The 26,542-nt window shown below is 54.9% G+C and carries 21 protein-coding genes; 14 read left to right on the plus strand and 7 right to left on the minus strand.

Going from position 1 to position 26,542, the window contains the following annotated elements; genetic code table 11:
- Positions 1 to 259: 259 nt before the first annotated feature.
- Together MKX76_RS24595 and MKX76_RS24600 are read right to left on the minus strand one after the other, a co-directional pair.
- Positions 260 to 949 carry a CidB/LrgB family autolysis modulator gene (locus tag MKX76_RS24595; RefSeq protein WP_007128875.1) on the minus strand — a complete coding sequence of 230 codons (690 nt, stop codon included), beginning with the start codon at positions 947 to 949 and terminating at the stop codon, positions 260 to 262.
- Positions 946 to 1,317: a CidA/LrgA family protein gene (locus MKX76_RS24600; RefSeq protein ID WP_007128874.1), complete on the minus strand. Its 372-nt coding sequence runs from the start codon at positions 1,315 to 1,317 to the stop codon at positions 946 to 948. The genes MKX76_RS24595 and MKX76_RS24600 overlap by 4 nt, the downstream gene beginning before the upstream one ends.
- 333 nt (positions 1,318 to 1,650) lie before the next feature.
- Between MKX76_RS24600 and cidR the strand changes: the two genes are divergently transcribed.
- The 10 genes from cidR to MKX76_RS24650 all read left to right on the plus strand — a co-directional run bounded on the left by cidR (position 1,651) and on the right by MKX76_RS24650 (position 15,738).
- A complete protein-coding gene (cidR, locus tag MKX76_RS24605) occupies positions 1,651 to 2,541 on the plus strand; it encodes a cidABC operon transcriptional activator CidR (protein ID WP_144879034.1) in 891 nt (296 codons plus the stop codon).
- A gap of 249 nt (positions 2,542 to 2,790) precedes the next feature.
- The gene (locus MKX76_RS24610) at positions 2,791 to 4,425 is read left to right on the plus strand and encodes a catalase (RefSeq protein WP_050954007.1); all 1,635 of its coding nucleotides are present in this window, start codon (positions 2,791 to 2,793) and stop codon (positions 4,423 to 4,425) included.
- Positions 4,426 to 4,632: 207 nt separating this feature from the next.
- Entirely contained in the window at positions 4,633 to 5,676 is a 1,044-nt protein-coding gene (locus MKX76_RS24615; protein ID WP_007128871.1) for an oxidoreductase, read from the plus strand.
- Positions 5,677 to 5,843: 167 nt separating this feature from the next.
- The gene (gene pdaA, locus MKX76_RS24620) at positions 5,844 to 6,647 is read left to right on the plus strand and encodes a delta-lactam-biosynthetic de-N-acetylase (RefSeq protein WP_007128870.1); all 804 of its coding nucleotides are present in this window, start codon (positions 5,844 to 5,846) and stop codon (positions 6,645 to 6,647) included.
- Between the two features lie 318 nt (positions 6,648 to 6,965).
- Positions 6,966 to 9,254: an ATP-dependent DNA helicase gene (locus tag MKX76_RS24625; protein WP_341034762.1), complete on the plus strand. Its 2,289-nt coding sequence runs from the start codon at positions 6,966 to 6,968 to the stop codon at positions 9,252 to 9,254.
- 437 nt (positions 9,255 to 9,691) lie between these two features.
- A complete protein-coding gene (gene rsgA / locus MKX76_RS24630) occupies positions 9,692 to 10,819 on the plus strand; it encodes a ribosome small subunit-dependent GTPase A (RefSeq protein ID WP_034272399.1) in 1,128 nt (375 codons plus the stop codon).
- Between the two features lie 174 nt (positions 10,820 to 10,993).
- Entirely contained in the window at positions 10,994 to 11,536 is a 543-nt protein-coding gene (locus MKX76_RS24635) for a MarR family winged helix-turn-helix transcriptional regulator (RefSeq protein ID WP_007128866.1), read from the plus strand.
- 24 nt (positions 11,537 to 11,560) lie between these two features.
- Positions 11,561 to 13,288: an ABC transporter ATP-binding protein gene (locus MKX76_RS24640; protein WP_341034763.1), complete on the plus strand. Its 1,728-nt coding sequence runs from the start codon at positions 11,561 to 11,563 to the stop codon at positions 13,286 to 13,288.
- Positions 13,285 to 15,159 carry an ABC transporter ATP-binding protein gene (locus tag MKX76_RS24645; RefSeq protein ID WP_340898544.1) on the plus strand — a complete coding sequence of 625 codons (1,875 nt, stop codon included), beginning with the start codon at positions 13,285 to 13,287 and terminating at the stop codon, positions 15,157 to 15,159. The genes MKX76_RS24640 and MKX76_RS24645 overlap by 4 nt, the downstream gene beginning before the upstream one ends.
- Before the next feature lie 126 nt (positions 15,160 to 15,285).
- Positions 15,286 to 15,738 (plus strand): hypothetical protein, encoded by a 453-nt coding sequence (locus MKX76_RS24650; RefSeq protein ID WP_007128863.1) that lies wholly within the window; start codon positions 15,286 to 15,288, stop codon positions 15,736 to 15,738.
- 203 nt (positions 15,739 to 15,941) lie between these two features.
- Here the strand turns inward: MKX76_RS24650 and MKX76_RS24655 are convergent, their stop codons facing one another.
- On the minus strand, positions 15,942 to 17,495 hold the full coding sequence (locus MKX76_RS24655; RefSeq protein WP_340898547.1) for an FAD-dependent oxidoreductase: 1,554 nt from the start codon (positions 17,493 to 17,495) through the stop codon (positions 15,942 to 15,944).
- A 241-nt stretch (positions 17,496 to 17,736) separates the two neighbouring features.
- Here MKX76_RS24655 and MKX76_RS24660 point away from each other — a divergent pair, with 241 nt between their 5' ends.
- The 4 genes from MKX76_RS24660 to MKX76_RS24675 all read left to right on the plus strand — a co-directional run bounded on the left by MKX76_RS24660 (position 17,737) and on the right by MKX76_RS24675 (position 22,338).
- On the plus strand, positions 17,737 to 19,098 hold the full coding sequence (locus MKX76_RS24660; RefSeq protein ID WP_341034764.1) for a spore germination protein: 1,362 nt from the start codon (positions 17,737 to 17,739) through the stop codon (positions 19,096 to 19,098).
- On the plus strand, positions 19,091 to 20,203 hold the full coding sequence (locus MKX76_RS24665; protein ID WP_340898552.1) for a GerAB/ArcD/ProY family transporter: 1,113 nt from the start codon (positions 19,091 to 19,093) through the stop codon (positions 20,201 to 20,203). Before MKX76_RS24660 ends, MKX76_RS24665 begins: the two co-directional genes overlap by 8 nt.
- On the plus strand, positions 20,200 to 21,309 hold the full coding sequence (locus MKX76_RS24670; RefSeq protein WP_007128859.1) for a Ger(x)C family spore germination protein: 1,110 nt from the start codon (positions 20,200 to 20,202) through the stop codon (positions 21,307 to 21,309). The genes MKX76_RS24665 and MKX76_RS24670 overlap by 4 nt, the downstream gene beginning before the upstream one ends.
- Before the next feature lie 84 nt (positions 21,310 to 21,393).
- Entirely contained in the window at positions 21,394 to 22,338 is a 945-nt protein-coding gene (locus tag MKX76_RS24675) for an aldo/keto reductase family protein (protein ID WP_007128858.1), read from the plus strand.
- Here MKX76_RS24675 and MKX76_RS24680 read toward each other — a convergent pair.
- From MKX76_RS24680 to MKX76_RS24695, 4 genes are all read right to left on the minus strand, one after another.
- Complete coding sequence (locus MKX76_RS24680; protein WP_007128857.1) at positions 22,335 to 23,447, minus strand: GGDEF domain-containing protein; 1,113 nt, start codon at positions 23,445 to 23,447, stop codon at positions 22,335 to 22,337. The genes MKX76_RS24675 and MKX76_RS24680 overlap by 4 nt on opposite strands.
- Positions 23,448 to 23,568: 121 nt before the next feature.
- The gene (locus tag MKX76_RS24685; protein WP_007128856.1) at positions 23,569 to 24,666 is read right to left on the minus strand and encodes a sensor histidine kinase; all 1,098 of its coding nucleotides are present in this window, start codon (positions 24,664 to 24,666) and stop codon (positions 23,569 to 23,571) included.
- A complete protein-coding gene (locus tag MKX76_RS24690) occupies positions 24,659 to 25,354 on the minus strand; it encodes a response regulator transcription factor (RefSeq protein WP_007128855.1) in 696 nt (231 codons plus the stop codon). The genes MKX76_RS24685 and MKX76_RS24690 overlap by 8 nt, the downstream gene beginning before the upstream one ends.
- Positions 25,355 to 25,483: 129 nt before the next feature.
- Complete coding sequence (locus MKX76_RS24695; protein WP_144877936.1) at positions 25,484 to 26,494, minus strand: D-alanyl-D-alanine carboxypeptidase family protein; 1,011 nt, start codon at positions 26,492 to 26,494, stop codon at positions 25,484 to 25,486.
- Positions 26,495 to 26,542 lie beyond the last annotated feature (48 nt).

Genomic DNA, 26,542 nt, shown 5'->3' on the forward strand with positions numbered 1-26,542 from the left:
AGTCCGGTGCAAAGCGCGTTCTTCGTACCGCCTATACGATACCTTAGCGGCTAAGAGCAGAGTTAAACGCGGCTTGCCGACAGCTGCGTTTACAACTAATTAACCCATAAATTTTACAAAAGTTATGAACAGAATTTATTATGACCTCTTCGAAGGAGGTTGTCAAAGAGTTAAAGTAAGTCCATATTCTTCGCATAACAACCGAAATTAAACAATGAAAAAACCGGCCCGAGGCCGATTTTATCGAAGTAAAGCTCTTCTAGTGTAAAAATGCCATCATCATCGGCGCGGCACCGAGGGTAAACAGCGCCGCCATGATCATGGAGATGCTGGAAATGGTTCCGGACAGCGAGCTGAATTCGAACGCCTTTGAAGTCCCGGTCCCATGTGCCGCGGTCCCGAACAAAATTCCGCGTGCGATATCTCCCCGAATCCGGAAGATCCGCATAATCGAGGGCCCGACCATGGAGCCGAGAATGCCGGTCATGATGACGAATACGGCGGTCATGCTGGGCAAGCCGCCGATGACCTCGGACACATTCATGGCTATGGGTGTCGTGATCGAGCGCGGAATCAGGCTTGTGGCAAGCGGGCTGCTCAGATGCATCCATTTGGCCAGCATGCCGGAGGACACCATGGCAAGCACGGAACCGGCTGCGACGCCGCATATAATTTCAGCCGCATGGCGCTTAAGGGTTTGAAAGTTTTTGTACAGCGGGACGGCAAATGCGACGGTTGCCGGCTCCAGCAGTTTACTGATCCACTTCGCACCTTCATTATATGCATCATAGGATATGCCCGACTGGGTCAAGATCACAATAATAAGCAGCGGAGTAATAAGGAGCGGGGACAGATAGACCTTCGGCACACGGCGGTATAATCGCTTGGCTCCGGCATAGATGCCGATGGTCAGCAGCAAACCCGTCAGGACGGATAGCAAAGTTGTCATGATGATTTACGCTCCTTTCTTGAAGAAATTAAGGTTGCCGTCAATCCCGAGCCCGCCATGACGAGAACGGTGCTGAGCAGGACGACGGCCAGAATCCGGAATCCGTCGGCTTCAAGTACGGTGAAATAATTCATGACCCCGACTGCGGCGGGAATGAAGAAGAGCAGGAGCTCGGCAAGGAGCCAATTGGCGCCGAGTTCAATCCACTCCAGCTTCAGGACGCCCGTTTCGAGGAGAATGAAGACCACGGCGATGCCGAGGATGCTTCCGGGTATCGGAATATGGGCCAGTTTGGCAAGCTGACTCATCAGAATCGACAGCAGCATGAAACCGGCCACTTGCAGGCTTCCCTTGATGATGTTTTTCATGACCGGCCTCCGCCTCCTTGTTTTCATGTTTTAAGAGGTTGTTCAAAAAGTCGTTTTTTGATCACGAAGTGAGTCACGAAGTAGCTCGGCATCGAATCTTGAATTCAGCCGGGCTCCCGGGGCTCACGTACCCAAAACGTACGCTCCGCTCCTCAGTCCCTAACTTCATCCAACCTTCTCGGTGCTGAAAAACCGACTTTTTGCACTTTCATTTTAATGAAATTTTACAGCGATTGCTTTCATAGGTAAAATGCATATATCGAATGCCAACTATTCCATTTATCTATACACACAAAATATATCTATACATACGAGCATGGAGGTAATGCGCGAATGGATATACGGCAGCTGCAGTATTTTCTTGAGGTTGCGAGAAATCAGAGCTTTACGAAGGCGGCGGAGAAGCTTTATATCACGCAGCCGACCATCAGCAAGACGATCCGGAATATGGAGGACGAGTGGGGGGTCACGCTATTCCACCGGGCAGGCAAGCGGATTGAGCTGACGGATGCCGGGCATATCATGTACCAGCAGGCGCAGCAGATGGTAGAGGCCTTTCAGCGCGTGTCCGCGGAGCTGGAGGATCTGATGAATCTTCGGCGCGGGCATCTGCGGATCGGTCTGCCGCCGATGGTCGGGTCAAGCTTTTTCCCCGAAGTGATCGGTCAGTTCCATAAGAGCTACCCGAAAATCACGATTCAGCTGATCGAAGACGGGGCGAAGAAGGTGGAGGCCGACGTGGAGAGCGGCCAGACGGATATCGGCGTGGCGGTGCTTCCGGTAAATGAAGAGGTGTTTCACTATTATTCCTTTGTTAAGGAGAAGCTGAATTTGCTCGTGCATCCGTCCCATCGGCTCGCCGGCAGGGACAGCGTGAATTTGAAGGAGCTTGCAGAGGAACCGTTCGTTTTGTTCCGGGAGGATTTCACGCTGCATGACCGGATTATCCGCGAATGCGTGGAGGCCGGGTTCGAGCCGCGTGTCGTATATGAAAGCTCGCAGTGGGACCTGATCAGCGGGATGGTGGCGGCAAATTTGGGGATCGCGCTTCTGCCTGAAACGATCTGCAAGGAGATCGATTCCTCGCGCGTCTCCATTATTCCGCTGGACAATCCTTCGATTCCGTGGCAGCTCGGGATGATCTGGCGGAAGGACCGTTACTTGTCCTTTGCGGTGCGGGAGTGGATTGCATTTACGCGCGGGCTGCTAGGGGAGAAGGAGTAGCATTCGGTGATTTGCCGGAGCGCTCAGCATATTTCCATGGATTGGAAGAGGGCCGGTAGCGCCGGTGTGGGCCGCCCTATCAAACCTTTCGATCCTTTCATACATTTTCAGGCCTTGGACATAATATCCATATTAGTGTGAGTTCAAAAAGCCGGTTTTTCCCTCTTGATTCGCTTCGTGATCAAAAGACGGCTTTTTGAACAACCTCTAGTAAGGAAAGCCATTAGCAAGCGATATATCCAAGGAGGAATGAAATCCGTGAGCGATCAGGAGTTTGAAGCAGGAAAGCAGGTTGAAGACGGACGCCGGAGCTATGACCAGAACCGCGGGGAAACCGAGCGCGAGGACACGCTTACGAACCGGCAGGGGCATCCGATCTCGGATAACCAGAACGTAAGAACCGTCGGCAACCGTGGACCGATGACGCTGGAGAACTATCATTTTTTGGAGAAAATCACGCATTTCGACCGGGAGAAAATTCCCGAGCGGGTCGTCCACGCCCGAGGGGCAGGAGCGCACGGGTATTTCGAGGCTTATGGCAAGGTGGGTGACGAGCCGGTATCCAAGTATACGCGCGCGAAGCTCTTCCAGGTGGAGGGAAAGCGTACGCCTGTGTTCGTCCGATTCTCGACCGTCATTCACGGCGCCGGTTCCCCGGAGACGCTTCGAGATCCGCGCGGCTTTGCCGTCAAGTTTTACACGGAGGAGGGCAACTGGGATCTGGTCGGCAACAATTTGAAAATATTTTTCATTCGCGACCCGCTCAAGTTTCCGGACATGGTGCACGCGTTCAGACCGGATCCGGTATCCAACGTTCCGGGACCGGTGGGGATGTTCGATTTCGTATCCCGCTCACCGGAAGCCACGCACATGATTACCTTCGTCTATTCTCCATGGGGAATCCCCGCCAACTACCGGCAAATGCAGGGCTCCGGCGTCAATACATATAAATGGGTGAACGCCGAGGGCCAAGCCGTGCTGGTGAAATATCACTGGGAGCCGCTCAAGCAGGGGATCAAAAACTTAACGCAAGAGGAAGCGAACAAAATCCAGGCCGTGAACGACAGCCATGCGACGCAGGATCTGTATGAAGCGATTGAGCGCGGGGACTATCCGGAGTGGGAGCTGTGCGTCCAGATCATGACCGACGATGAGCATCCGGAGCTGGAGTTCGATCCGCTTGACCCGACCAAGCTGTGGCCGCAGGACCAGTTCCCGTTCCTGAAGGTCGGCAAAATGGTGCTGAACCGCAATCCGGAAAATTACTATAACGAGGTGGAGCAAGCGGCATTCGGGACGGGCGTGCTCGTGGACGGCCTCGACTTCTCCGACGACAAGCTTCTTCAAGGACGGACCTTTTCGTATTCCGACACGCAGCGGTATCGGGTAGGAACGAACTACCTCCAGCTGCCGATTAACGCGCCGAAGAAGCGGGTGGCGACGAACCAGCGCGGCGGGCAAATGTCTTACTTCGTCGATAAGGCCCCAGGGCAAAGCCCGCATGTCGACTATGAACCGTCGATGACGGACGGCCTGAAGGAGGCGTCGCAGACCGCAAAGCCGCATCAGCCGCATTACGATGCCAGCCTGGTCCGCGAGAAGCTGGACCGGACGCTCGACTTCAAGCAGGCGGGCGATACGTACAGAGCGTTCGAGGATTGGGAGCGCGACGATCTGATCAACAACTTGGTTAATGCGCTGATTCAGTGCGACGTCCGCATTCAGGATAAAATGGTGGAATACTTTACGAACGCCGACGAGGATTACGGCCGTCGGGTGAGGGAAGGATTGGACGCCAAGAAGAAGGCAGGCGCCGCAGAAAGCGCGCGGGATCAAGCGGTGGAGGATGCCGAGCGCATGGGCCACGAGGCGGATCCTTACTAAGCGGACAGCAACCTATCGTAACGATTTGGTTTTATTACGCGAAAGCGAATAAGCACAAGAAGCCGTCTTCGCACGAGGAATCGTGGAGGGCGGCTTTTGGCGTGATGCGTTCCCTGGTTTTTCATGGAATTTAGGAGGTGCGCAAGGAATCGACCCGGCAAATCTCGAATTAGAACCTAGTACTAATGAAAAGGGGGCATATGCGTTATGGCAATACAGACGGGAATCATCGGTTATGGGTTATCCGGCTCGGTGTTTCATGCACCGATTCTTCGAAGCGTGCCGGATTTTAATGTACGGACCGTCGTGTCGTCGGATCCTGACAAGGTGCATCGGGACTTGCCGGATACCGAAGTGGTCGACAGCGTGGATGAGCTGCTGGCGGATCCGGAAGTTCAGCTCGTCATCATCACGAGTCCGAATACAACGCATTATGAATACGCCAAGCTTGCGATTGAGGCGGGGAAGCATGTTGTGGTGGAAAAGCCGTTTACCGTAACCTCGGAGGAAGCGGACCGGCTGATTGCGCTGGCTGCCGAGAGAGGCGTGCTGCTGACGGTATACCATAACCGCCGCTGGGACAATGACTTCTTAACCGTCCGCAATCTCCTTGAGACCGGCGCGCTCGGCAAGCTGACTATCTATCAATCGCAGTTCAGCCGCTACCGCCCCGATCCGCAGCTGGAACGCTGGAGAGAGCAGGCGCTGCCCGGCTCCGGGATCCTGTATGATCTAGGCTCTCATCTGATTGATCAGGCGCTCTTCCTGTTCGGCAAGCCCCGGACCCTGTGGGCGGATCTACGGCAGGAGCGCGAGGGCTCCCAGGCGCATGATTACTTCCATCTGGTGCTGGGCTATCCATCCCATCGCGTCATCCTGCACGCCGGTTCCCTGGTCCGGCAAGCCGGGCCGAAATTCGAGCTTCATGGCGACAAGGGAAGCTTCTTGAAATACGGCATGGATCCCCAGGAAGGTCAATTGAAGCAAGGCATGCGGCCGGGGGATGCCGGCTGGGGAGAGGATCAGCCGGATATGTACGGCGAGCTGTCAACGGAGCTGAGCGGCCTCGCGGTTCAAGGCGAGATCGAGACGCTGCCCGGGCGGTACCAGGCATTCTATCAGGGCTTGGCGGAAGCGATTCTCGAGGGCGGTCCTTTGCCTGTTCGGCCGGAAGAGGCGCGGGATGTGATCCGGATGATCGAATATGCCGCGGAGAGCCATCGTAAAGGCTGCACGGTGGAGGTCATCTAATTTTCGAGAGCCGTCCGGCGAGGGTGACGGTATGTGGCAGCCTGGCTGGCATGCCACGGCACATAGTTTGCTCCGGTTTGTGGGATAGTAGGGTGTATGACCCCTTAGCATGCCTTGCCATGGGGGATTAGGATCCCAACACCACATTCAAGAAGGAGAGAACAGGAATGAAGAAGCGCAATGCTCTTCGGCCGGCATGGCTGCTTGGAATTGCCCTTGCCGTGCTTCTGTCAGCGGCCCTGGCAGTTCCGGCAGCAGCTGCGGCCGGCAGCGGTCCATTTCATTTCGGTTTTAAGAGAAGCGTCAACGGTCAGCTACCTTCGATCGATCAAGAAGGCTTTAAGGAGCTGCTGCAAAAATACGATGCCATCTTTATGGGCGATGCCAGCCAGAAAGAATTGTACCTTACGTTCGATAACGGGTACGAGAACGGGTATACCGCTCGTATTTTGGATACGCTCAAGGAGAAGAAGGTACCGGCTACCTTTTTTGTTACAGGGCATTATGTGAAAACGCAGGAGGATTTGCTCAAGCGGATGGCGACGGAAGGGCATATTATCGGCAACCACTCCTGGAATCATCCGGACGTAACCACGATTTCCGCGGAGAAGCTGACGGAGGAGCTGGAGCGGGTGAAGAAGGAAGTGGCCCGCGTTACCGGACAGCAGGAGATGAAGTATTTGCGCACGCCGCGCGGCATTTTTGACGAGCGTTCCCTTGCGGTAAGCAAGCAGCTCGGATATACCAACGTATTCTGGTCGCTCGCGTATATGGATTGGGATGTGAAATCCCAGCGGGGCGCCCAATACGCCTTTGATAAGGTAACGGCACAGCTGCATCCGGGGGCCGTCATTCTGCTGCACTCGATCTCCAAAGATAACACGGAGGCGCTCGGCCGGATTATCGATGAGGCCCGCAGCCGCGGGTACGAGTTTAAGAGCCTGGACCAAATGCAGAAGAAAGCGCCGTAACTCAAGAAAAAATTGGCTGGCATTTTCGATCCGGCTGCATATTGCGCGCAGTCCTTTCCGCTTGGAGGGACTGCGCTTTTTGGCATGAGCGCAAGTGTCCGGCATAGGGTCGGCTGCCGTCATTGTGACGCGATCACCGCACGCTGGGAGCTTAGACGAGTTCCGGAAAAGAGGATTTTACAGCGTATCCGTCACTTCCGTCACACATCGGTTTCCATTCGGTTGGCCAACCTTAAATCGGTGCATCTCGCTACCTGTGAGGAACGGATGTTTGGTATAATTACAGCACCAAACACTATGGGAGCGAAGGAGACCGACATGCCGCATACGATACAAATATCCGTTAGGCCGCTGGTGGAGTATGTATTTCGCAGCGGTAGCATCGTTTCGGGGTTCCGCAGCGCTGCTTCCCTCACGGAAGGGACAAGGGCGCATCAGCAGGTTCAGCGCGAATACGGAGAGAACGACCAGAAAGAGGTCCAGCTGGAGGCCGAAATTGCATATGAGGAGCTGCTGTTTGTCGTAGAGGGACGATGCGACGGATTGATCCGGAAGGATGATCGGATCATGATTGATGAGATCAAGTCGACCTCGGGAGACCTTTCCCAAATCGAGGAGGACAGCTATCCCGTACACTGGGCGCAGGCGAAGATGTACGCCTATATGTATGCGAAGCAGCATGATATCGAAACGATGGAGGTCAGACTGACGTACTTCCAGGTGCCGAGCGGCGAGCGAAAGCAGTTTGAACGCAGCTTCAGCATCGATGAGCTGGTGACCTTCGTCGAAGAAGTTATAGCCGCTTACGCCCCTTATGCCCGTCTGCTCCGGGATCATGCGGAGCAGCGGGACCGAAGCATCAAGAGCCTGGCGTTTCCGTTTCCGGCTTACCGGGAGGGACAGCGCAAGCTGGCGGGCTCGGTCTATAAAACCATTGAAGAGGGCCGGCGGCTGTTCGCCAAAGCGCCGACCGGCATCGGCAAAACGATATCGACCTTGTTCCCGTCGGTAAAGGCGATCGGCGAGGGCCTGCTGTCGCGCATCTTTTATTTGACGGCGAAGACGATTACCCGTACGGCAGCGGAGGAGGCCATGGCTCTGATGGAACGCCAGGGACTGCATACGCATGCCGTCACGCTGACCGCTAAGGATAAGATCTGCTTCAGCGAGGCCGAAGGCTGCGGTCAGGAGGGCTGTATCTTCTCGGAAGGCTACTACGACCGGATCAATGCCGCGCTTCTGGATCTGCTGGGCAACGAAACGCTGATCACCCGGTCGGTCATTGAGACGTATGCGCGGAAGCATCAGGTCTGCCCGTTCGAATTTTCCCTGGATGCCTCGTATGCGGCCGATGTCGTGATCTGCGACTATAACTATGTTTTTGATCCGAGAGTATCCTTTAAACGGATGCCCGAGGAAGTGAAGAAGCGCAGCGTTCTCCTGATCGACGAAGCGCATAATCTGGTGGACCGGGCGCGCGGGATGTTCTCGGCCGAGCTGTACAAATCGGCTTTCCTCGACATTCAGCGGGCGTATAAAGAAAGTAATCCGGGATTGTACCATGCCGCGAAGCGGGTCAATAACCGGTTTATCGTCATTCGCAAGGTCAGCGGGGAGGAGGAGCGGTTCGTCGGCTCGCAGCAGCCGGAAATGATGGACGAGCTGCTGGAGGATTTCGTTCTGCAGGCCGAGGCCGAGCTGATGACCGGGAAGAGCGGCGAAGAGGCGGATGCGCTCTTGGAGTGCTATTTTGCCGCGCAGGGATATTTGCGGATCTCCAAGCTTTATGACGACCGCTTCGTCACGTACGCCGAGATCAGTCAAAGCGAGGTGTATTTGAAGCTGTTCTGTCTGGATCCGTCCGATTTGCTGCAGAAGGCGGGCAAGAACTACCGGTCGGCCGTCTTTTTCTCGGCGACCCTGATGCCCCTCGGTTATTACCGGGATATGCTGGGGGCGGAAGAGGAGGATTACAGCCTGTCCATTCCGTCGCCTTTTTCCCGGGAGCAGCTGGATGTGAGGATCTTGCCGCTTTCGACCCGATACAAGGACCGCGAGCAGAGCAAGGATGCGATCGTGCGCATGCTGAGCGAGCTGGTCCGGGAGAAGCCGGTCAATACGCTGATCTTTCTGCCGTCCTATCCCTATATGCAGGATATTCACAAGGCGTTTACCGAGAGCAATCCCGGATGGCGGACGCTGCTTCAGGGCCATGGCATGAGTGAGGAGGAGCGGGAGAACTTCCTCGGGGCCTTTCAGGCCGATGCCGCGGAGCCGCTGATCGGCTTCGCGGTGATGGGCGGCATTTTCTCGGAAGGCATTGATCTGAAGGGAGAGCGGCTTTCCAGCGTTGTGGTTGTAGGCGTAGGGCTGCCGCAGTTGTCCTTCGAGAATGATATTATCAAGGATTACTTCGACCGTACCGGCAAAAGGGGCTATGACTATGCTTATGTATACCCCGGCATGAACAAGGTGCTGCAGGCCGGAGGCCGCTTGATCCGCTCCGAGCATGACACCGGCACGCTGACGCTGGTTGATGACCGGTTTCTTAACCGGCAGTACAGCATGCTCTTGCCAGAGGAATGGCGGCATTATAAGCGGATTTAGCCCGAGCGCGGTACAAGCGTCAGGAAAAAGTTGACAGCCGCTGCGGCGGAATCTATAATACGGATATATTTACGAGCACAAGGAGGCTGATGACCATGATGATGTATATGAATGATGACAAATTGTCGGCGCTAGGTCTCCTCGAACGGGTTATCGATAAGTTGAATAGGCTTGGGGCGCTAAAGGTTTAAGGACTGCTCCTTGCATGATTCGCTAAGATTAAGACCCTCAGGAGACCGTGATTGGTATTCTGCGGGTCTTTTTGGTATATGCATAGGTTTAACGTCACCGGCATAAACGGGGATTTTTTAGCCCGTTTGGCCGGGAGGGCGTCTTTCTTAGGCTGTATTCAAGATGGACCGCAGAATATGATTCTGCGGTTTTTTTGTTGTTCAGAAACACCTAAACCTAAACAAGATAAGGAGAAAACAACCATTTTGACAAATCAAAACATGAAGCCATTAAACGACTATGGATGGAATGAAGATTGGGACCGGGCGGCGAAGGAAGCGCTCCAATCGATCCAGCGGGACAAACGCCTGGTGCCTGCGCGCATCGTCGCCCAATTTTCGAAGCAATACCGGATCGTCACGCCAGATGGAGAGATGACGGCCGCCGTAACGGGAAAATATGAATATGAGGCAGCCAGCAAGAGCGATTTCCCGGCTGTCGGCGATTGGGTTATGGTGGAGCCCTTGCAGGGCGAACCGAGGGCGGTGATTCACCAGCTGCTGCCGCGCAAGTCGGCGTTTTCCCGCAGGGAGGCCGGGAGCGTGCCGGACGAACAGGTCATTGCCGCCAACATCGACACCGTATTTATCGTCAATGCGCTTAATAAGGATTTTAATATCCGCAAAATCGAGCGTTACTTGATCGCCGTGTGGGAGAGCGGAGCCCAGCCGGTCGTGCTGCTGACCAAGGCGGATTTATGCGATTCTCCGGAATCGCATGCCGCCCTCGTCGAAGCTGCGGCTCCGGGGGTGCCGGTTCACGCCGTCAGCTCGCTGCTGGATCAGGGAAAGGAGCAGCTGCAGGGCTATTTGACCCCTGGCACGACGGTGGCCGTAACGGGCTCGTCGGGCGCCGGAAAATCGACCTTGCTGAACTGGCTGTCCGGCCAAGACGTTCAGCGGGTTCAGGGTATCCGCGAAGAGGACGCCAGAGGACGTCATACGACGACGCACCGCGAACTGTTTGTGCTGCCGGGCGGGGCGATCATGGTTGATACGCCGGGCATGCGGGAGCTTCAGCTGTGGGAATCGGAGGATGGCTGGGAGGCGGCATTCGCAGACATCTCCTCGCTCGCGGCGCAGTGCAGATTTCACGACTGCCGGCATGAGAAGGAGGATGGATGCGCGGTCCAGGAGGCACTCCAGGCTGGGACGCTGGATGCCGATCGGTACGCGAATTATAGAAAAACCGAGAGAGAGCTGGCCCATCAGGCCCGCAAGGAACAGGCCAACACGCGGCGCCAGAAGAAGCAAGGCAAGAAGCCTGGCGGAAAGCATGCGGCCAGGAGCCGTAACGCGCATGCCGGATCGTATTTCGAGCTGATGGATGAGTAACTCGGGCCTTCATGGGAGCTGCGGGTTGAACTGAACTTGACATCGATCTTCGCCAGGGATTATATTTAGGTTGCCTAATTAATAGGCAGGCTAACTAATTCGTTGCATGCTTGGATTGTAACCGCCCGGCCATCCCGGCCGGATGGTTACGGTTTTATGCGCAGGAGGTGGACGATGTCACAGGAATTTCATCCAGATTTACATAAGCGTCATCAAGCCGGGAGAGACCCGGACTCGCCGGAAGGCTGTCATCACCCAGGGAGACTGCCTGACGACAGTATTGCCGGAAGGCTTCTGCACAGCATTCGTATGTTTCACAAGCAGGAGTGGGATCGGCACATGATTTCGGGCTACACACCGGGTGAAGTCCGTGTGCTGATGGGTCTTATGCATTTTAACAGGCTTGGCGGGCCCGGCATGAAGGTGTCGGAGATCAGCAGCATGATGAATGTCACCTCTCCAACCATCACGCAGTTCATCAACGGTCTGGAGGGGAAAGGACTCGTCGAGCGGGTGATGGATGAGAACGATCGCCGGGCTGTCCGCGTGAAGCTAACTGCGGAGGGGGTCCAGGTCGTTCAGCAGGTGTATCAAGACGTCGCAAGCCGTTTTAACGGCCTGGTCGAATATCTTGGCGAAGAGGACAGCGTTAAACTCGCGGACCTCCTCATGAAGGTATACCATTATCAGGAGCAACAACGATCGCAGGAAACATAAGTCACGATCAGGGGGTGGTTCGCTTTGCTTAAGCTGTTTCGTTATATGAGACCGTACCGGACTGCGGTGCTGCTGGTCCTATTGTTTACATTCTTTCAATGCTTATCGGATTTGTATCTGCCGACCTTGATGGCGGACATTGTAGATAAAGGCATCACGCTTGGCAATGTGCCATATATTTGGCGGGTGGGAGGCGTTATGCTTCTGGTCGCCTCCGGAGGAATGGTCTGCGCGATCGCAGCCAGTTATTTGGCGTCCAAAGCGGCTTCAGGGTTCGGACGTATTGTGCGGGGCCGCGTGTTCTCTCATGTTGAGAATTTTACGCTCCAGGAGTTTGACAAGATCGGAACCGCATCGCTTATTACCCGTACGACGAATGACATTACGCAAGTTCAGCAGGTAACGATCATGATCCTGCGCATGATGGCGATTGCGCCGATGATGTGCATCGGGGGCATCGTCATGGCCATTTCGAGGGATCCGGGCCTGACCACCGTTCTCCTCGCCGTGCTGCCGATTCTCGCACTGGCGATCTTCCTTATTGCGAAGCAGGGAATTCCGCTCTTTAAAGCGATTCAGGTCAAGATCGATACGCTGAGCCGCGTGGTGCGGGAGAATCTGACGGGGATCCGGGTCATCCGTTCCTTCAACCGTGCCGCGCATGAAACCGTGCGCTTCAACGATGCGAATGAGGATTTGACGGCGACCTCGATCAAGGTGAACAAAATCATGGGGGCGATGATGCCGGTCATGATGCTGGTCATGAACTTTGCGACGATTGCGATCGTCTGGTTCGGGGCGCATCGCATCAACGATGCCCATATGAAGGTCGGCGATCTGATGGCGTTTCTTCAATATGCCATGATGATCATGTTCTCGCTCATTATGCTGTCGGTCATGTTCGTCATGATTCCGCGCGCGCAAGCGTCCGCCGTCCGGATCAACGAAGTGCTCCATATGCAGTCGGACATTCATGATCCGAAAGAGCCTGGAAAGCCGGGGCTTCAGAAGGCCGCTGTCGAGTTCCAGGATGTTACGTTCTTCTATCCCGGAGCGGAGGAGCCGGCGGTATCGAATCTCTCCTTCCGTACGGGACCGGGTGAAGTAACGGCCATTATCGGCGGAACCGGATCCGGCAAATCGACCTTGATCAGCCTGATCCCGCGTTTCTATGACGTAACTTCAGGGCGTATTCTCGTCAATGGAACCGATATCCGGGAGATGCGGCAGGAAGAGCTCCGGCAGCGGATCGGATTCGTTCCGCAGAAGGCGCTCCTGTTCACGGGCAGCATCGCGGATAACATCCGCTACGGTAAAGAGGACGCGACGGACGAGGAGATCCGGCACGCGGCGAAGGTTGCCCAGGCCGCCGACTTCATCGAAGCGATGGAAGGCGCTTATGATGCCGAGATTTCGCAGGGAGGCAGCAATGTGTCAGGCGGACAGAAGCAGCGTCTTTCGATTGCCCGGGCACTCGTGCGCCGGCCGGAAATCTATATTTTCGACGACAGCTTCTCGGCGCTGGACTTCAAGACGGACGCGAAGCTACGTGCAGCATTAAGGGAGGAGACCGGTGACGCCACCGTCCTGATCGTCGCTCAGCGGGTCAGCACGGTGATGGATGCCGATCGGATTATTGTGCTGGATGAGGGGCGGATCGCGGGCATGGGCACCCATGAGGAGCTCATGAATACGAGCGAAGTGTACCGCGAGATTGTCATTTCCCAGCTTTCGGAGGAGGAGATCGCATGAGCGAGAAGAAGCGCGGAGGACATCCAAGAGGTCATGGCGGCGGTCCCTTCGGCGGCCCGCACGGCCCGGGCATGCCTGCGGAGAAAGCCAAGGACTTCAAGGGAACCTTCCGGAGACTGACGACCTATCTGAAGCCGCACACCGGCAAGCTGCTGATCGTTCTGGCTGCGGCGATGCTGAGCACGATCTTTGGCATCGTAAGCCCGAAGATTCTGGGCGATGCGACCACGATCCTGTTTGAAGGCTTCCTGGCGAAAATGAAAGGCGAACCGGGAGCGGGCATTGACTTCGCTGCGATCCAGCGCATCCTGCTGTGGCTGGCCGGGCTGTACCTCCTCAGCTCTTTGTTCGCCTACGTCCAGCAGTATGTAATGGCTGGCGTAGCGCAGAGAACGGTATACGATCTGCGGAAGGCGGTATACGATAAGCTCGGCCGTTTGCCGCTTAAATATTTTGATGCCCGTACCCACGGGGAGACGCTCAGCAGGGTAACCAACGACATGGACAACATTGCCGGCACGCTGCAGCAGAGCTTGACGCAGATGATTACCTCGGCCGTCACGCTGCTCGGGGTGATCGTGATGATGCTGACCATCAGTCCGCTGCTGACGCTCGTCGTCATTCTGACGCTGCCGCTCAGCGTGATCGTGACGATGATGGTGGCCAAGCGGTCGCAGAAGCATTTTGTAGCCCAGCAGAAGCATCTGGGGCAGCTGAACGGCCATGTCGAGGAGATGTACACCGGCCACAAGGTCGTGAAGGCATTCGGCCGGGAGCGCCAGTCGGTGGAGCGGTTTGATGAGGTCAACGACAAGCTGTATGAGGCCGGATGGCGCGCGCAGTTCATATCAGGCACGATTATGCCGCTGATGGGGTTTGTTGGGAACATCGGCTACGTGATCGTGAGCGTTGTCGGCGGGGTGCTCGTTACCCGACAGGCGATCAAGATCGGGGACATTCAGGCGTTCATTCAATATTCGCGCCAGTTTACGCAGCCGATTACACAGCTGGCGAATATTGCGAATGTCATTCAATCGACGATTGCTTCGGCGGAGCGGGTATTCGAGGTGCTGGACGAAGAGGAGGAAGTGGCCGAATCATCCACACCTGCCGTGCTCCGGCATCCTCGCGGGGACGTGTCCTTCGAGCATGTCAGCTTCGGGTACAAGGAGGATCAGCTGCTTATCGAAGATATGAACGTGAATGTCCGGCAGGGCCAGACCGTCGCGATTGTCGGCCCGACGGGAGCCGGGAAGACAACGCTGATCAATCTGCTGATGCGCTTCTATGAGGTTAACGGCGGCCGCATTATGATCGACGGCAAGGATATTGCCTCCATGAAGCGAAGCGACTTGAGAAGCTTGTTCGGAATGGTGCTTCAGGACACATGGCTCTTTAACGGCACGATCCGGGATAATATCGGATACGGCCGCGAAGGCGCAACCGAAGAAGAGATCATACGGGCGGCGGAGGCCGCGCATGCGGACCACTTTATCCGGACGCTGCCGGACGGGTATGACACGGTGCTGAACGAGGAGGCATCCAACATCTCGCAAGGGCAGAAGCAGCTTCTGACGATTGCGCGGGCGATTCTGGCCAATCCGGCCATTCTGATTCTGGATGAGGCGACAAGCAGCGTCGATACGCGGACGGAGCTGTATATCCAGAAGGCGATGAAGGAGCTGATGAAGAATCGGACCAGCTTCGTTATCGCACACCGGCTGTCGACGATTCGGGATGCGGACCTCATTCTGGTGATGAACAAGGGCAGCATTATCGAACAAGGGACGCATGATGAGCTTCTGTCGCAAGGCGGCTTTTATGCGGACCTGTACAACAGCCAGTTCAGCGATCAGCCCGAAGCGGGATGATTTTTATAGGCATGGAAGCCGGCGAAAAAGCCCGTAACAGCAAGCTGAACAGCATATTTCTTGTTGCAATTTCATAGGGTTCTACTATAATGTTGTTTATACTTTTTAAGGGAGCCATGATCATTATTGAATAAGTCTGAACTGAACCGCATTACGCAAGAGCTTCTACGTCGGTCGGGCAGCAGCGTTACCGTACAGCTGGACGGCTATTTCCCGGGGGGCCGGTTAGTCGGAGGGAAATATGCCATAGGCGATCACAGCGTGACCATGTATACGGAGGTCATTCGCCAGCAGTGCCTGCAATTGTTCGGATCGCTTGAACAGGTGTACGCTTATTATGCTGTCGTCTTCGCGCATGAACTGGGTCATTCGATGGACGGCCAATTATCCGAGCTGTGCGATCTGCTGGATTCATCGGTTGATGAATGGGAAGACATGCGGATCCTGCGGCAAATTGAGGAGAATGCCTGGAATCTTGCGATGCCTTGGATAAGCGACGTGGATCCGTCCCTGGTGAAGGTTATCGTGGATCAATCGCTCGAGGCATATCGGGAAGAACCGGCAACCGTTAGCGCCTAATTCATGCTGAACTGTCGTCGGCCGAAATTCCATGCTGGACGTCTTACAAATACATGAAGGCACCCGTAAGGGGTGCCTTTTTTGCATGCTTTTGAATGAGAAAAACAGAACGCAACACATGGACAGACAGCCATTTGCCCCATCAACTGCAAATGACCTAGCCAGCGTTGAGCCTGCTTATCCATCTGGTTCTGCGTTATGGATCAGCTCTCCGGGTCCAGCTGCTTGAGCGGCTCAGTCGCCGGTCCCTCCAGTACTTCGCCGTTATAGCCGTATCTGGAACCATGACAAGGACAGTCCCAGGAACGCTCGCCCTCGTTCCACTCTACTTCGCAGCCCATATGCGTGCAGGTGGTGTCCACCAGAAACAGTTTGCCCTCTTCGTCCTTATAAGCGCCTGCGCGCTGCCCGTTATGGCGGACCACGGCGCCTTCTCCGTTCTGAAGCGTGGACATATCCGCATCGGACATATCCACTTTGCCGGACACCAGATCCTTCGCAACGGCCGCATTTTGAACGATAAAGGTTTTAATGGACGGATCCGCCTTAAACCGGGATGGGCTGAATAATTCGGCGTACCGGTTGTCGGCTTCAAGGATGTGATCGCTGATGATGTGGGCCGCTAGCGTGCTTGTCGTCATGCCCCACTTCCGGTATCCCGTTGCTACCAGGATTCGGTCCTCGTCCGCTGTGATCGGCCCGATATACGGGACATTATCCAGCGTGATCAAATCCTGTGCGGACCAGCGGTAAGGGATGGAGATTGCCCCCAGCAGATTTCCTGCGAACACCTCCAGGTTCTCATAATGCTGATGGGTACAGATGCTGCGGCCTGTCGCATGATTCTCCCCGCCGACAATGACGAGCTCTTCGCCCTGGTACGATGCGGACCGAAGGGAACGGGTCGGATTGTCCACGCTCAAATACATGCCGCCCGGATACGCGGTCTCCGGCTTAACCGCAATGGCATAGGAACGTTCGACGTGCAGCCTGGAGAAATAGAGGCCCTTGCCGTCATGAAAAGGGAAATGCGAGGCGGACACCGCGTATTTGCACGTGATGCGATGATTGCCCCGTTTGGTCTGCAGCGACAGCGGACCATCGGTCTCAATCTTTCCTCCAATGGTCGTATTTTCATAAATGCGCCCGCCAAGCTTCAGAAACTCCTCGGTCAGATGCTTGACATAGTGCAGGGGATGGAACCGGTATTGTCCCGGCATTTTCACAGCTCCTGTTACCGGAATCGGCAATGGAAGCCGATCCGTCCATTCGCCTGGAATGTCCAGCTTCTCGTATGCCCGGTATTCCTGCTCCAGCTTCTCGAGCGTTTTGCCATCCTGCTCTGTATAGATGTAGGCATCCTCCAGCTTCAGTCCGAACTTGTCTTCCTCTCCGCCTACGATATCTCTTATAAACTCAATGGCTTCCCGGTTCGCTTCATAATAGAGGCGCGCCTGTTCCTCTCCAAAATGCTGGATCAGCTCATGGTAGATCTGTCCGTGCTGAGCCGTAACCTTCGCGGTCGTATAACCGGTCGTTCCGTTGAAGATTTTCCCCGCCTCAAGAAGTACGACATCCTTCCCGGCCTTTGCGAGCAAATAGGCGGTCGTAATGCCCGTTATGCCTGCGCCGACTACCGCGACGTCCGTTTCAATATCCTCCGCGAGCCGCGGAAAGGAAGGGAGCTCGGTCGTTGCTCTCCACAGCGATTCCGGATACCGGGGCAATTGATGATAAGATGTGCCCGATGGGTTCATCTGGATTCCTCCTTTAGTCTCTCTATAATTTCAGCTGCTGTTTCTCCAATACGCTTGTCCCCATTATTACCACAATAGACCAATTAGAAACGAGAAGACCGGCGTGAAAAATAGGGTGCTTTCCCGAAGCTTGCGAATCCCGGCAAACTTTTCTGGTTGATTGTTAATAATTTGGGACATTTGTACAGAAAATAGAAGGACATGAGCGGTTTGCTTGTCAATGATAAAGGAGGGATCGATCATGGCCACCGACCAAAAGCTGCAAGCCGAAGAAGCAAGGAAATGCCTGCAGGAGCAGTTGAAGAATATCGGGGATGTTGAGCAGCGTGAGCTGAAGAATGAGGAAGGGCATGCGCATCTCATCTATCTCAAAAGTATGTGCGACCCCATCCTAGTTAACGACAATTTGATCAACCGATTCTACGAGCTGAACTCCATGGAGCTGTTCGAGCGATTTATCCGGTCGTTCCCGTCAAGCCTGGAGCCTAGGGATAAGCAGGAGCTGCTGCGCAATATGCTTAGAGGCTGCGTTGCGATCTTCATCCGCGACCGGGTGCTGCTGCTCGATGCCGTGCTGGTCAATGCTGGACCCGTCCAACCGGCAAGCACGGAGAATGTAATGCAGGGACCGGACGATTCCTTTACGGAAAATATCGAGGTGAATCTCAACTTGATCCGTCACCGTTATCAGACGACGGACTTAAAGACGGAGTTCATGACGGTCGGTCGGATCTCCCAAACCCGGCTCATTATTATGTATGACGAAGCGAAAGTAGATCACTCGGTGCTGAAGGAGCTGAAGAAGCGGCTATCCGAGCTCAAGACGGATATCATTCAGTCTGCTTCTGAGATTGAGCGGCATACGATGCATCCGAAATTGCGGCTGTTTCCGACATTGATGCTCACCGAGCGTCCGGACCGGGCCGTGCTGAACATATCGCAGGGGAAGATATGCGTGCTTATGGACTCCACCGGGTACGTCTTAGTGCTCCCGGCCATCTTTAATGATTTCTTCACGGCGATGGACGACAAGACCCAGCTGCCGCCCATTGGCTGGTTCCTGAAGGCTATCCGGTATATCGCCCTGTTCATTACGGTCATGATGCCGAGTTTGTACGTAGCTTTTACATCGTACAATCCGGAAATTCTGAAGATGCAGATTACGCTGCTGATTGCGGGAAGCCGGGCAACGGTACCCTATCCGTCCTCCTTCGAGGTCATCTTCATGCTGCTGGCGATGGAATTTCTCGTCGAGGCGAGCGTCCGCCTTCCGAAAGCGGTCAGCCAGTCGGCCACAACGGTAGGCGGTCTTATCTTGGGCACGGCCGCTACGGAAGCCGGCCTGGTCAGCAACGTCATGATTATTCTCGTTGCGGCGGTGGCTATTACGAACTTCGTGATTCCAATTACGATGATGAGCATGGGGATCCGCGTTACTAAATACTTATTCATTGTCCTATCCACCTTCTTCGGCCTGGTCGGCATCGTCCTTGGGATCGTCTCGCTGATCATGTACCTGACCAGTCTGCGCTCCTTCGGTAAGCCGTATCTGAAGATGTTTGCGATCGAGTGGAGAAGGAAGGGAGATCAGCAGAGTGGTTAGGAACAAATACTTCTACTATCTCTTTCTGCTCAATGCTTCGATCAACCTGATCAACTATGTGCCTCGCATCCTGATCCAGGACCGGTTCGACGGAGTGCTGATGTCCATCCTGATCGCGGTCCCGGCCGGATCGATCCTGATGTATGTCTTCGCCAAGATACTACAACGATTTCCGGGAGAAGGGCTGCCGGAAATCTTCCATTCGGTGTTTCCGGTTTGGATTTCGGGTTTGCTGTTGGTATTGTATGGACTGGGATGGTACTTTTCCAGCGCAATTACGCTGATTAGTTTCATGGATATCACGTCCCGCTACATCAGCCCGGACGTATCGCCTTATATCGTTCTGACCGGATTTCTCGTCGTTGTCGGTCTAAGCGCAAGGCTGGATTCGGAATCGCTGCTCTACGCGCTGGAAATGGTGCTGTACATAACGATGCCGCTGATTGCCTATATGGCTTGGAGAGTCTACAGTAATCCGTATTTCAGCTGGGATTCCGTAAGGCAAATTATGACTTACGCCTGGAATATGCCGAATTACCGCACTGTAGCCGCAGCGACTTATATTTATACCGGCTACATCAACATGGTGGTCTTCAACCGGATCTTCCGCCGATTCAAAGTCAGGTACATGTTCTCGATCATCCTGGTAAGCATCGTATCTCTGTTCATATCGCTCTTTGGGCCGATCGGGATTCTGGGAGCCAATGGAGCAGGCGAGCATGTCTATCCCGCTTTCTCGACGGTCGATGCGCTCCGAATCCGGTATTTTATTATTGAGCGGATGATCTATGTGTTCTTTGTCGTCTATATGATCCTGTCTCTGATGAACTCGATTATCCACTGGCATGTGGGGAAAGAGCTGGTTCTGGGAGGATTTAAGCTGGAAGGCGAGAAGCCCTCGCTGCTGCCTAAGAAACGGAAGGCGGAGTGGTGGGTTCTGGCCCTTTTCGCCGTCGTTATTTTCGTGCTGGCCACGGTTATCAATCAGTATACGCTCAATGATATGGCGATTGTGTTCCTGGACGTCCGGTTTGCGGGTGAAATCCTGCTCGTCATTCTTTTGATCTACGCCGCAATAAGAAGAGGAAGGAGGAGGAGGGCGTGAAATCCTTGAAAACGTGGTATACGCTCCTTATCTGCGGTTCGATTATGATGCTCGGCGGGTGCGAATTTCGGGATATCGATCTTCGGCTCTTCGTCGTAGCGATCGGCATCGACGTCTCGGAGACGAATCCGGACATGAACCGGTTCAGCTTTAAAATCGCGATCCCTACAGGCGATCCGAAATCGGGGGACGTCAAAACCGTGCTGATTACGCAGGAATCCACCAGCATCGCGGAGGCGATCCGGGAGGCGAAGTCCAAAGTGGACAAGGAGCTGGACTTCGGTCATTGCAAAGGGGTCTTGTACGGGGAGGCGTATGCCCGGCAGGATATCGGCAAAATTCAGGACTGGACCGTCCGAAGGCGGGATATGCAGCTCCTGATGTATCCGGCCGTTGCCATTCCGACGGCCGAGGCGGTCCTGAAGGTGCAGCCCGCGACGGAGCGGATCGCCGGGAACGCTATTTTTCTGGCGCTTAGCGAGGATGGGACAGAATCGCCTTTCATTGCAAAGACGTACTCCTTCGATTTAAGCAGGCGGATGACGGAAACCGGGGAGGATCCCGTCATGCCGGTCATTGAAGCGACCGGGAAGGAGATTTTGAACATTGACAAGGTTGCCTTATTGGACAAGAGCCGGGTGAAGACGATCTTGACGCGGGATGAGACAAGGCTGTATAACTTGCTGGACCAACGGCACTTAAGCACCAACTTCGGTATTAAAATCGAAGGGGAATTGTTCGAGGTGAACACGGACCGGACCCGAAGCCGCTATAAAATCAACGAATCCAAAGAGGGAGCGGAGACCATCGATTATAAGGTCAGCATCACGGCCATCCTGGAGGAGAAAGAGGATAAGGCGCCGATGACCCCTGCAGGACTCCGCAAAATTGAGAAGGAGTTCAACAAGGACCTGACCGAGTCGATTACCAAGCTGCTGGAGAAGATCCAGAAGACGGGACTGGATCCCTTGGGCTTCGGGCTGCGATACGGGGGTACCCACTGGAATAACGATACCGAAATGGAGAAGTGGGCTGAAATTTACCCGAGGGCCAAGTTCAATGTTCATGTCAAAATGACAATCAAGTCCACCGGCTACAAACGGTAAGCAGGGATTCCCTCCCTCTAGCGTACCGGAAAATGGTACAATACGGATGTAGGCATCAATCTCTGTAGAAGAGGAGGCTTGGATATGGAATTTCGAAGATTGGGCGGAAGCGGACTGAAGGTAAGCGAAATCAGTCTTGGAAGCTGGCTCACGTACGGCGGGTATGTAGAGCGTGATAATGCGGTGAAGTCGATTCAGACCGCCTACGGCCTCGGCGTGAACTTTTTTGATACGGCAAATGTGTACGCGCAGGGAGCGGCCGAAGTCGTCGTAGGCGAGACATTGCGAGCATTCCCGCGTGAATCCTACGTGCTGGCAACGAAGGTATTCGGCAAAATGGGCGACGGGCCCAACGATCAGGGGTTATCCCGCAAGCACATTATGGAGCAGTGCCATGCAAGCCTGAAGCGTCTTGGCACCGATTACGTTGATATTTACTACTGCCACCGGTTTCACGAGGAGACGCCGCTTGAAGAAACGCTGCGGGCGCTCGACGACCTCGTTCGGCAAGGGAAGGTGCTCTATGTCGGGGTCAGCATGTGGACGGCCGCCCAGATGGAAGCCGCTCTGGCGATCGCCGACCGTTACCTGCTGGACCGGATTGTGGTGAACCAGCCGCTGTATAACATGTTCGAGCGCAAGATCGAGGAAGAAATCATTCCGCTCGGCGAGAAGAAAGGCATCGGCCAGGTCGTATATTCCCCGCTCGCTCAAGGGGTGCTCACGGGCAAGTACAACGCCAAGCAGGATGTGCCTGAAGAGAGCCGGGCGTCCAAGCTGGGAGCGGATCGCCTCAAGATCAGCGAGGACCGCATTCGGAAGGTGCAATCGCTTGGGCGCATCGCGGACGAGCTCGGCATCACCGTCGGTCAGCTGGCTTTGGCGTGGATTTTGCGCCAGGACAACGTATCCAGCGCGCTCGTCGGCGCAAGCCGTCCCGAGCAGGTGGAGGAGAACGTCAAAGCATCCGGCATCAAGCTGACGCCGGATACGCTGTCCGCGATCGAGGACATCCTTAGTAACGCTTAACTCAGCATATAGTCATGGATTTCGGGGGCGGAACACACGCGGTTCCGCCCGTTGTTTTTGGCCCGGTACAGCTCTTGGTCGGCCTGCTCCATCAGCTGGCGGGCTTCCCTGGAGCGTATCGTGTCCGGATGGACCGCAACGCCGATCGATATCGTGATATGCAGCTTCGTGCCATCATCGAGCGTGAAGGCGTGACGCTCCACCGCGGCCCGGATCCGTTCGGCTAGGGCCGTCGTCTCGGCGATGGTGGCTTCCGGGACGAGGACCGAGAACTCCTCCCCGCCGTTGCGGGAAACCTCGTCGAACGAGCGGGCGTTATCCTTCAGCACCTTGCTCAGCTGCTGCAGAACGGCATCTCCGGCCGCATGGCCGTAGGTGTCGTTTATTTTTTTGAAATGGTCAATATCGATCATGAGCACCCCCAGACGTTCGCTGAAATGCTGGGCTTCCAGAAAGCGCTCGGACAGCAGCTGCTCAAATTGACGGAGATTGTTCAGGCTGGTCAAATAATCGGTTTCGGCGTATTTTTTCAATTGAAGAAACAGCTTATTGGATGTATGGATATACTCGGTCAGCATGTAGATGACCAGCGTGGCCAGCAGGGAGATAATCAGGTGTTGGGTAAATACGCTGAACACTTTATCGCGATCCGGAATGTTCGACGCAATCACAAAGAACAGCACGAGCATGCTCGCGATGGACATGGTCATCATTTTAGTCAGGCGGTCCCATCGGGCTAACGAGATAAGCCCGCAGATCATACCAATCACCAGCATTCCGGCGCCTGCTACAGCGGAGTAACCGGTCATGCCAAAGAGCAGCACACGCCCGACGGCCATTAACAATCCGGCAATCAGGGACGGGAGCCACCCGAGATAGCTGGCGATCACAATGATGGCGAGATGTCGTAAATCGGCGAAAAATCTCGGATCGATCGGAAATGAGTAATACATCAGAATGATCCCGTAGATTCCAAAGAGCACCCCGCCGCAGAGTTTAACGGAGCGGGAGGGCGAATCGAAGCCCGTTACGTATTGCCTGGACAGCAGGCCCGATACGTATAGAAAAGTTACGAGAATACAGAAGTTGGTAAACAGGATGTTGATCATGTAAGGGAGTCATTCCTTTCACGTAACCCTGAACAAATGCGCCCAGAGCGATAAGGACAGTCATCCCTATTTTATCGGAAAATAGATTATTCTGTCGAACAAAATCCAAATTTTGTGGCTTTCAGCTACCGTTTAGAGGGAGGCGCACTTCGAACATGGTCTGATCCGTATTGCTGGTCACCTCGATGCTTCCCTCATGGGCCTCCACGATCGATTTCACGATGGCAAGCCCCAGACCGGAGCCTCCGGTCTGGTCCGTACGGGATTCATCCGCCCGATAAAACCGTTCAAACAGGTGGGAGAGGGCATGCTGCGGAATAGGGGGTCCGTAATTGATCACCTGAACGACGGCACTCTTTCCGTCCCGGAACGCTTTCAGGTCGACCCTCCCGGCATCTTTGCCGTGGCGTACCGCGTTCGACAGCAGGTTCTCGAAGATTCGCATCAGCTTGTCGCCGTCGGCGGAGAGGCTGATCTTCTCCTCGGAAGGCGTAAACTGTACCTGCACGTCTCCCCTCACGGTTTGCCCGGTTAATGAAAAGTCGACTGCCAGCTGGCCCAGCAGCTCAACCAGGTTAATATCGGTACGATTCACAGGCGAATAACCGATCCGGGTATATTCGAACAGATCGTTGACCAGCCTGCCGAGCCGCAAAGACTTACTATAGGCGATATCGGTATAGTAGCGGAGCTCGACCTCGTCCTTGTAGCGGTCTTCGTTGACTAATCGCAAATAGCCGATGATTGAGGTCAGCGGCGTGCGGAGGTCGTGGGACACATTGCTGATCAGCTCGTTCTTGGACTGGACGGCCATCCGTTCTTCCTCCAGGGACAGCTTGAGCTGCTTGGCCATCTGGTTGATTTGGAGGGCCATCTGGCCGAGTTCGTCCCCGGAGCTTACCTTAATCTCCTGATCGAGCTCTCCGCGCGCCAGCCGCTCCGTGCCCTGCATCAATTGATTGATCTGCCGTATGGTGCTCTGGCTCATGAGCAGCACGACAAAAATGAAGATGATGATCCCGATGATGGTGGCAGCGACGGGAAAGCCGAACATATTTTCCAGCCTGCGGCTGATGTTGAACAGCGAGGTTACCCAAGGCTCCCGCCAGTATTCCCGGCCGATCACCTGCATGATTTTTTGGAAGCCGAACAGGATGGACAACGTCAAAGCCCCGCTCACAAAGAACAGGGTGATGATCTTCCACTGCAGCTTATGCATGGATTTTGTACCCTACGCCCCACACGGTCTGGATGAGCTTGTAGCCGAGCTCCTTCTCCAGCTTGTCCCGCAGGTTGCTGATATGGACCATGACGGTATTGTTGGAGACATAATATTTCTCCTTCCACACCTGCTGAAAGATGTCTTCGGCGCTGAAGATTCTTCCCGGCTGACGGGCGAGCAGGTACAGAATGTCGAACTCCCTGGCGGTCAAGGTGACCGGTCGGCCGTTCGCTTTGACCTCATGGGTCGTGCGGTTGATATCCAGGCCGTCGATTTGCAGGCGGTCGCTGTCCATCTGGGCGAGCCCCGTGTTGTATTGGGTGGAGCGGCGGATCAAGCTTTTCACGCGCGTGGTCAGCTCCAGCGGATTGAAAGGCTTGATCATATAGTCGTCGGCGCCGGTCATCAGGCCTAATATTTTGTCCATATCCTCGCTCTTGGCGCTCAGCATCAGAATCGGGATGGACGAGGTCTCCCTGATTTTGCGGCATGTGTCGATCCCGTTCAGTTTTGGCATCATAACATCCAAGATGACGAGATCCACCGATCCCTGATGCAGCTTCAGCTCAAGCAGCGCTTCTTCCCCGTCATGCGCTTGAATCACCCGGTATCCTTCATTCTCCAGGTAGATCGAGATCAATCCCGATATTTCCTTGTCATCGTCAACGATTAATACGCTTCTCACGTTTGAATCCTCCAGTAAATCCACATTAGATACGGCAGCTCATCCTATATATGTACCATTCCGTCGATGGAGTCGCTGCCCCTAAGGCAGGTATTCGGTCGGCGTCGTATCTCCTAGCAACAGTTTACCCTAAATATGGATGGAAAAAAGGCCTAATATTGCGTTTTGCCGTCTGAATCCGTAATCCATCAGCTTCTGAGTCTCCGTAAATCTCTGTTCGGCATGGCCGGTTCCAAGAACGACGGAGATAAGCCGGACCCCGTTCCGGGCCGCTGTTCCGGTGAAGCAATAGCCGGCGGAGCGGGTGTATCCGGTCTTAAAGCCGTCGCTGCCGTCATAGGCATACGGCTCGCCGGGAAGCATCAGATTGGTCGTGTGCAGCGAGATTCCCTTCTGCGGGATCGAAAGGTCGCGCTTGCTCGTCACCTCCACCACATCGGGATAGTTCTGAAGCAGCCACCTGGCGAGCATGGCTGCATCCCTTGCCGTCATGACCGTCTCGCCTTCGGAGGCCGCTTCGGGAAAGCCGCTCAAATCTTTGGCGGTAAGACCGGATGCATTGGCAAATACCGTCCGTCCTGACAGGCCGATCTCCCTAGCGCGGCGGTTCATGCTATCGACGAATTCGCGCTCGCTTCCGGCTAGATGCTCGGCGATGGCGATGGCGGCATCATTAGCCGAATGAATAATCAGCGCTTCTAACATTTCTCTAAGCGTATAGGTCTCCCCGGACTTCATGCCGACTTGGGAGCCGGGAGCTTTTTCGGCATAACGGCTGACGGCTACCGTCTCGTTCCAATCATGCCGTCCTGAAGAGACGGCATCCATGACCATGAGCTCGGTCATCATCTTGGCCATGCTTGCAGGTGGAAGCGGAAGATCGGCCCGCTGGGCATACAGCACCCTTCCGGTCTCGGCATGGATGAGAATGGCCGAACGGGCCTCGATCGCAGGCGGAATGAAGACTTTTACAATGTAAAAGAAGAGCAGGCTGACGCAAAGACCCAGGAACCACAGAGCCATGCCGGCTTGTCCCTTACGTCTTTCCGCCGGCTTCGACCGACGCGGGGAACGATACGGCAAAGAGTTATCAGCGCTCTGCCTTGAAGAAGAGAAACGCGGCTTGGATACCGTTGCCATGACGGATGGATCGTCTCCTTTTTAGCGGATATGTACCGAAAATTGATA

Source organism: Paenibacillus sp. FSL R5-0810 (assembly GCF_038002285.1).
GTDB lineage: Bacteria > Bacillota > Bacilli > Paenibacillales > Paenibacillaceae > Paenibacillus_AQ > Paenibacillus_AQ lactis.

Coding starts and splice junctions, on each gene's coding strand:
- MKX76_RS24595 (WP_007128875.1), bottom strand. CDS start 949: ATGACAACTTTGCTATCCGTCCTGACGGGTTTGCTGCTGACCATCGGC.
- MKX76_RS24600 (WP_007128874.1), bottom strand. CDS start 1,317: ATGAAAAACATCATCAAGGGAAGCCTGCAAGTGGCCGGTTTCATGCTG.
- cidR (WP_144879034.1), top strand. CDS start 1,651: ATGGATATACGGCAGCTGCAGTATTTTCTTGAGGTTGCGAGAAATCAG.
- MKX76_RS24610 (WP_050954007.1), top strand. CDS start 2,791: ATGAAATCCGTGAGCGATCAGGAGTTTGAAGCAGGAAAGCAGGTTGAA.
- MKX76_RS24615 (WP_007128871.1), top strand. CDS start 4,633: ATGGCAATACAGACGGGAATCATCGGTTATGGGTTATCCGGCTCGGTG.
- pdaA (WP_007128870.1), top strand. CDS start 5,844: ATGAAGAAGCGCAATGCTCTTCGGCCGGCATGGCTGCTTGGAATTGCC.
- MKX76_RS24625 (WP_341034762.1), top strand. CDS start 6,966: ATGCCGCATACGATACAAATATCCGTTAGGCCGCTGGTGGAGTATGTA.
- MKX76_RS24635 (WP_007128866.1), top strand. CDS start 10,994: ATGTCACAGGAATTTCATCCAGATTTACATAAGCGTCATCAAGCCGGG.
- MKX76_RS24645 (WP_340898544.1), top strand. CDS start 13,285: ATGAGCGAGAAGAAGCGCGGAGGACATCCAAGAGGTCATGGCGGCGGT.
- MKX76_RS24655 (WP_340898547.1), bottom strand. CDS start 17,495: ATGAACCCATCGGGCACATCTTATCATCAATTGCCCCGGTATCCGGAA.
- MKX76_RS24660 (WP_341034764.1), top strand. CDS start 17,737: ATGGCCACCGACCAAAAGCTGCAAGCCGAAGAAGCAAGGAAATGCCTG.
- MKX76_RS24675 (WP_007128858.1), top strand. CDS start 21,394: ATGGAATTTCGAAGATTGGGCGGAAGCGGACTGAAGGTAAGCGAAATC.
- MKX76_RS24680 (WP_007128857.1), bottom strand. CDS start 23,447: ATGATCAACATCCTGTTTACCAACTTCTGTATTCTCGTAACTTTTCTA.
- MKX76_RS24685 (WP_007128856.1), bottom strand. CDS start 24,666: ATGCATAAGCTGCAGTGGAAGATCATCACCCTGTTCTTTGTGAGCGGG.
- MKX76_RS24695 (WP_144877936.1), bottom strand. CDS start 26,494: ATGGCAACGGTATCCAAGCCGCGTTTCTCTTCTTCAAGGCAGAGCGCT.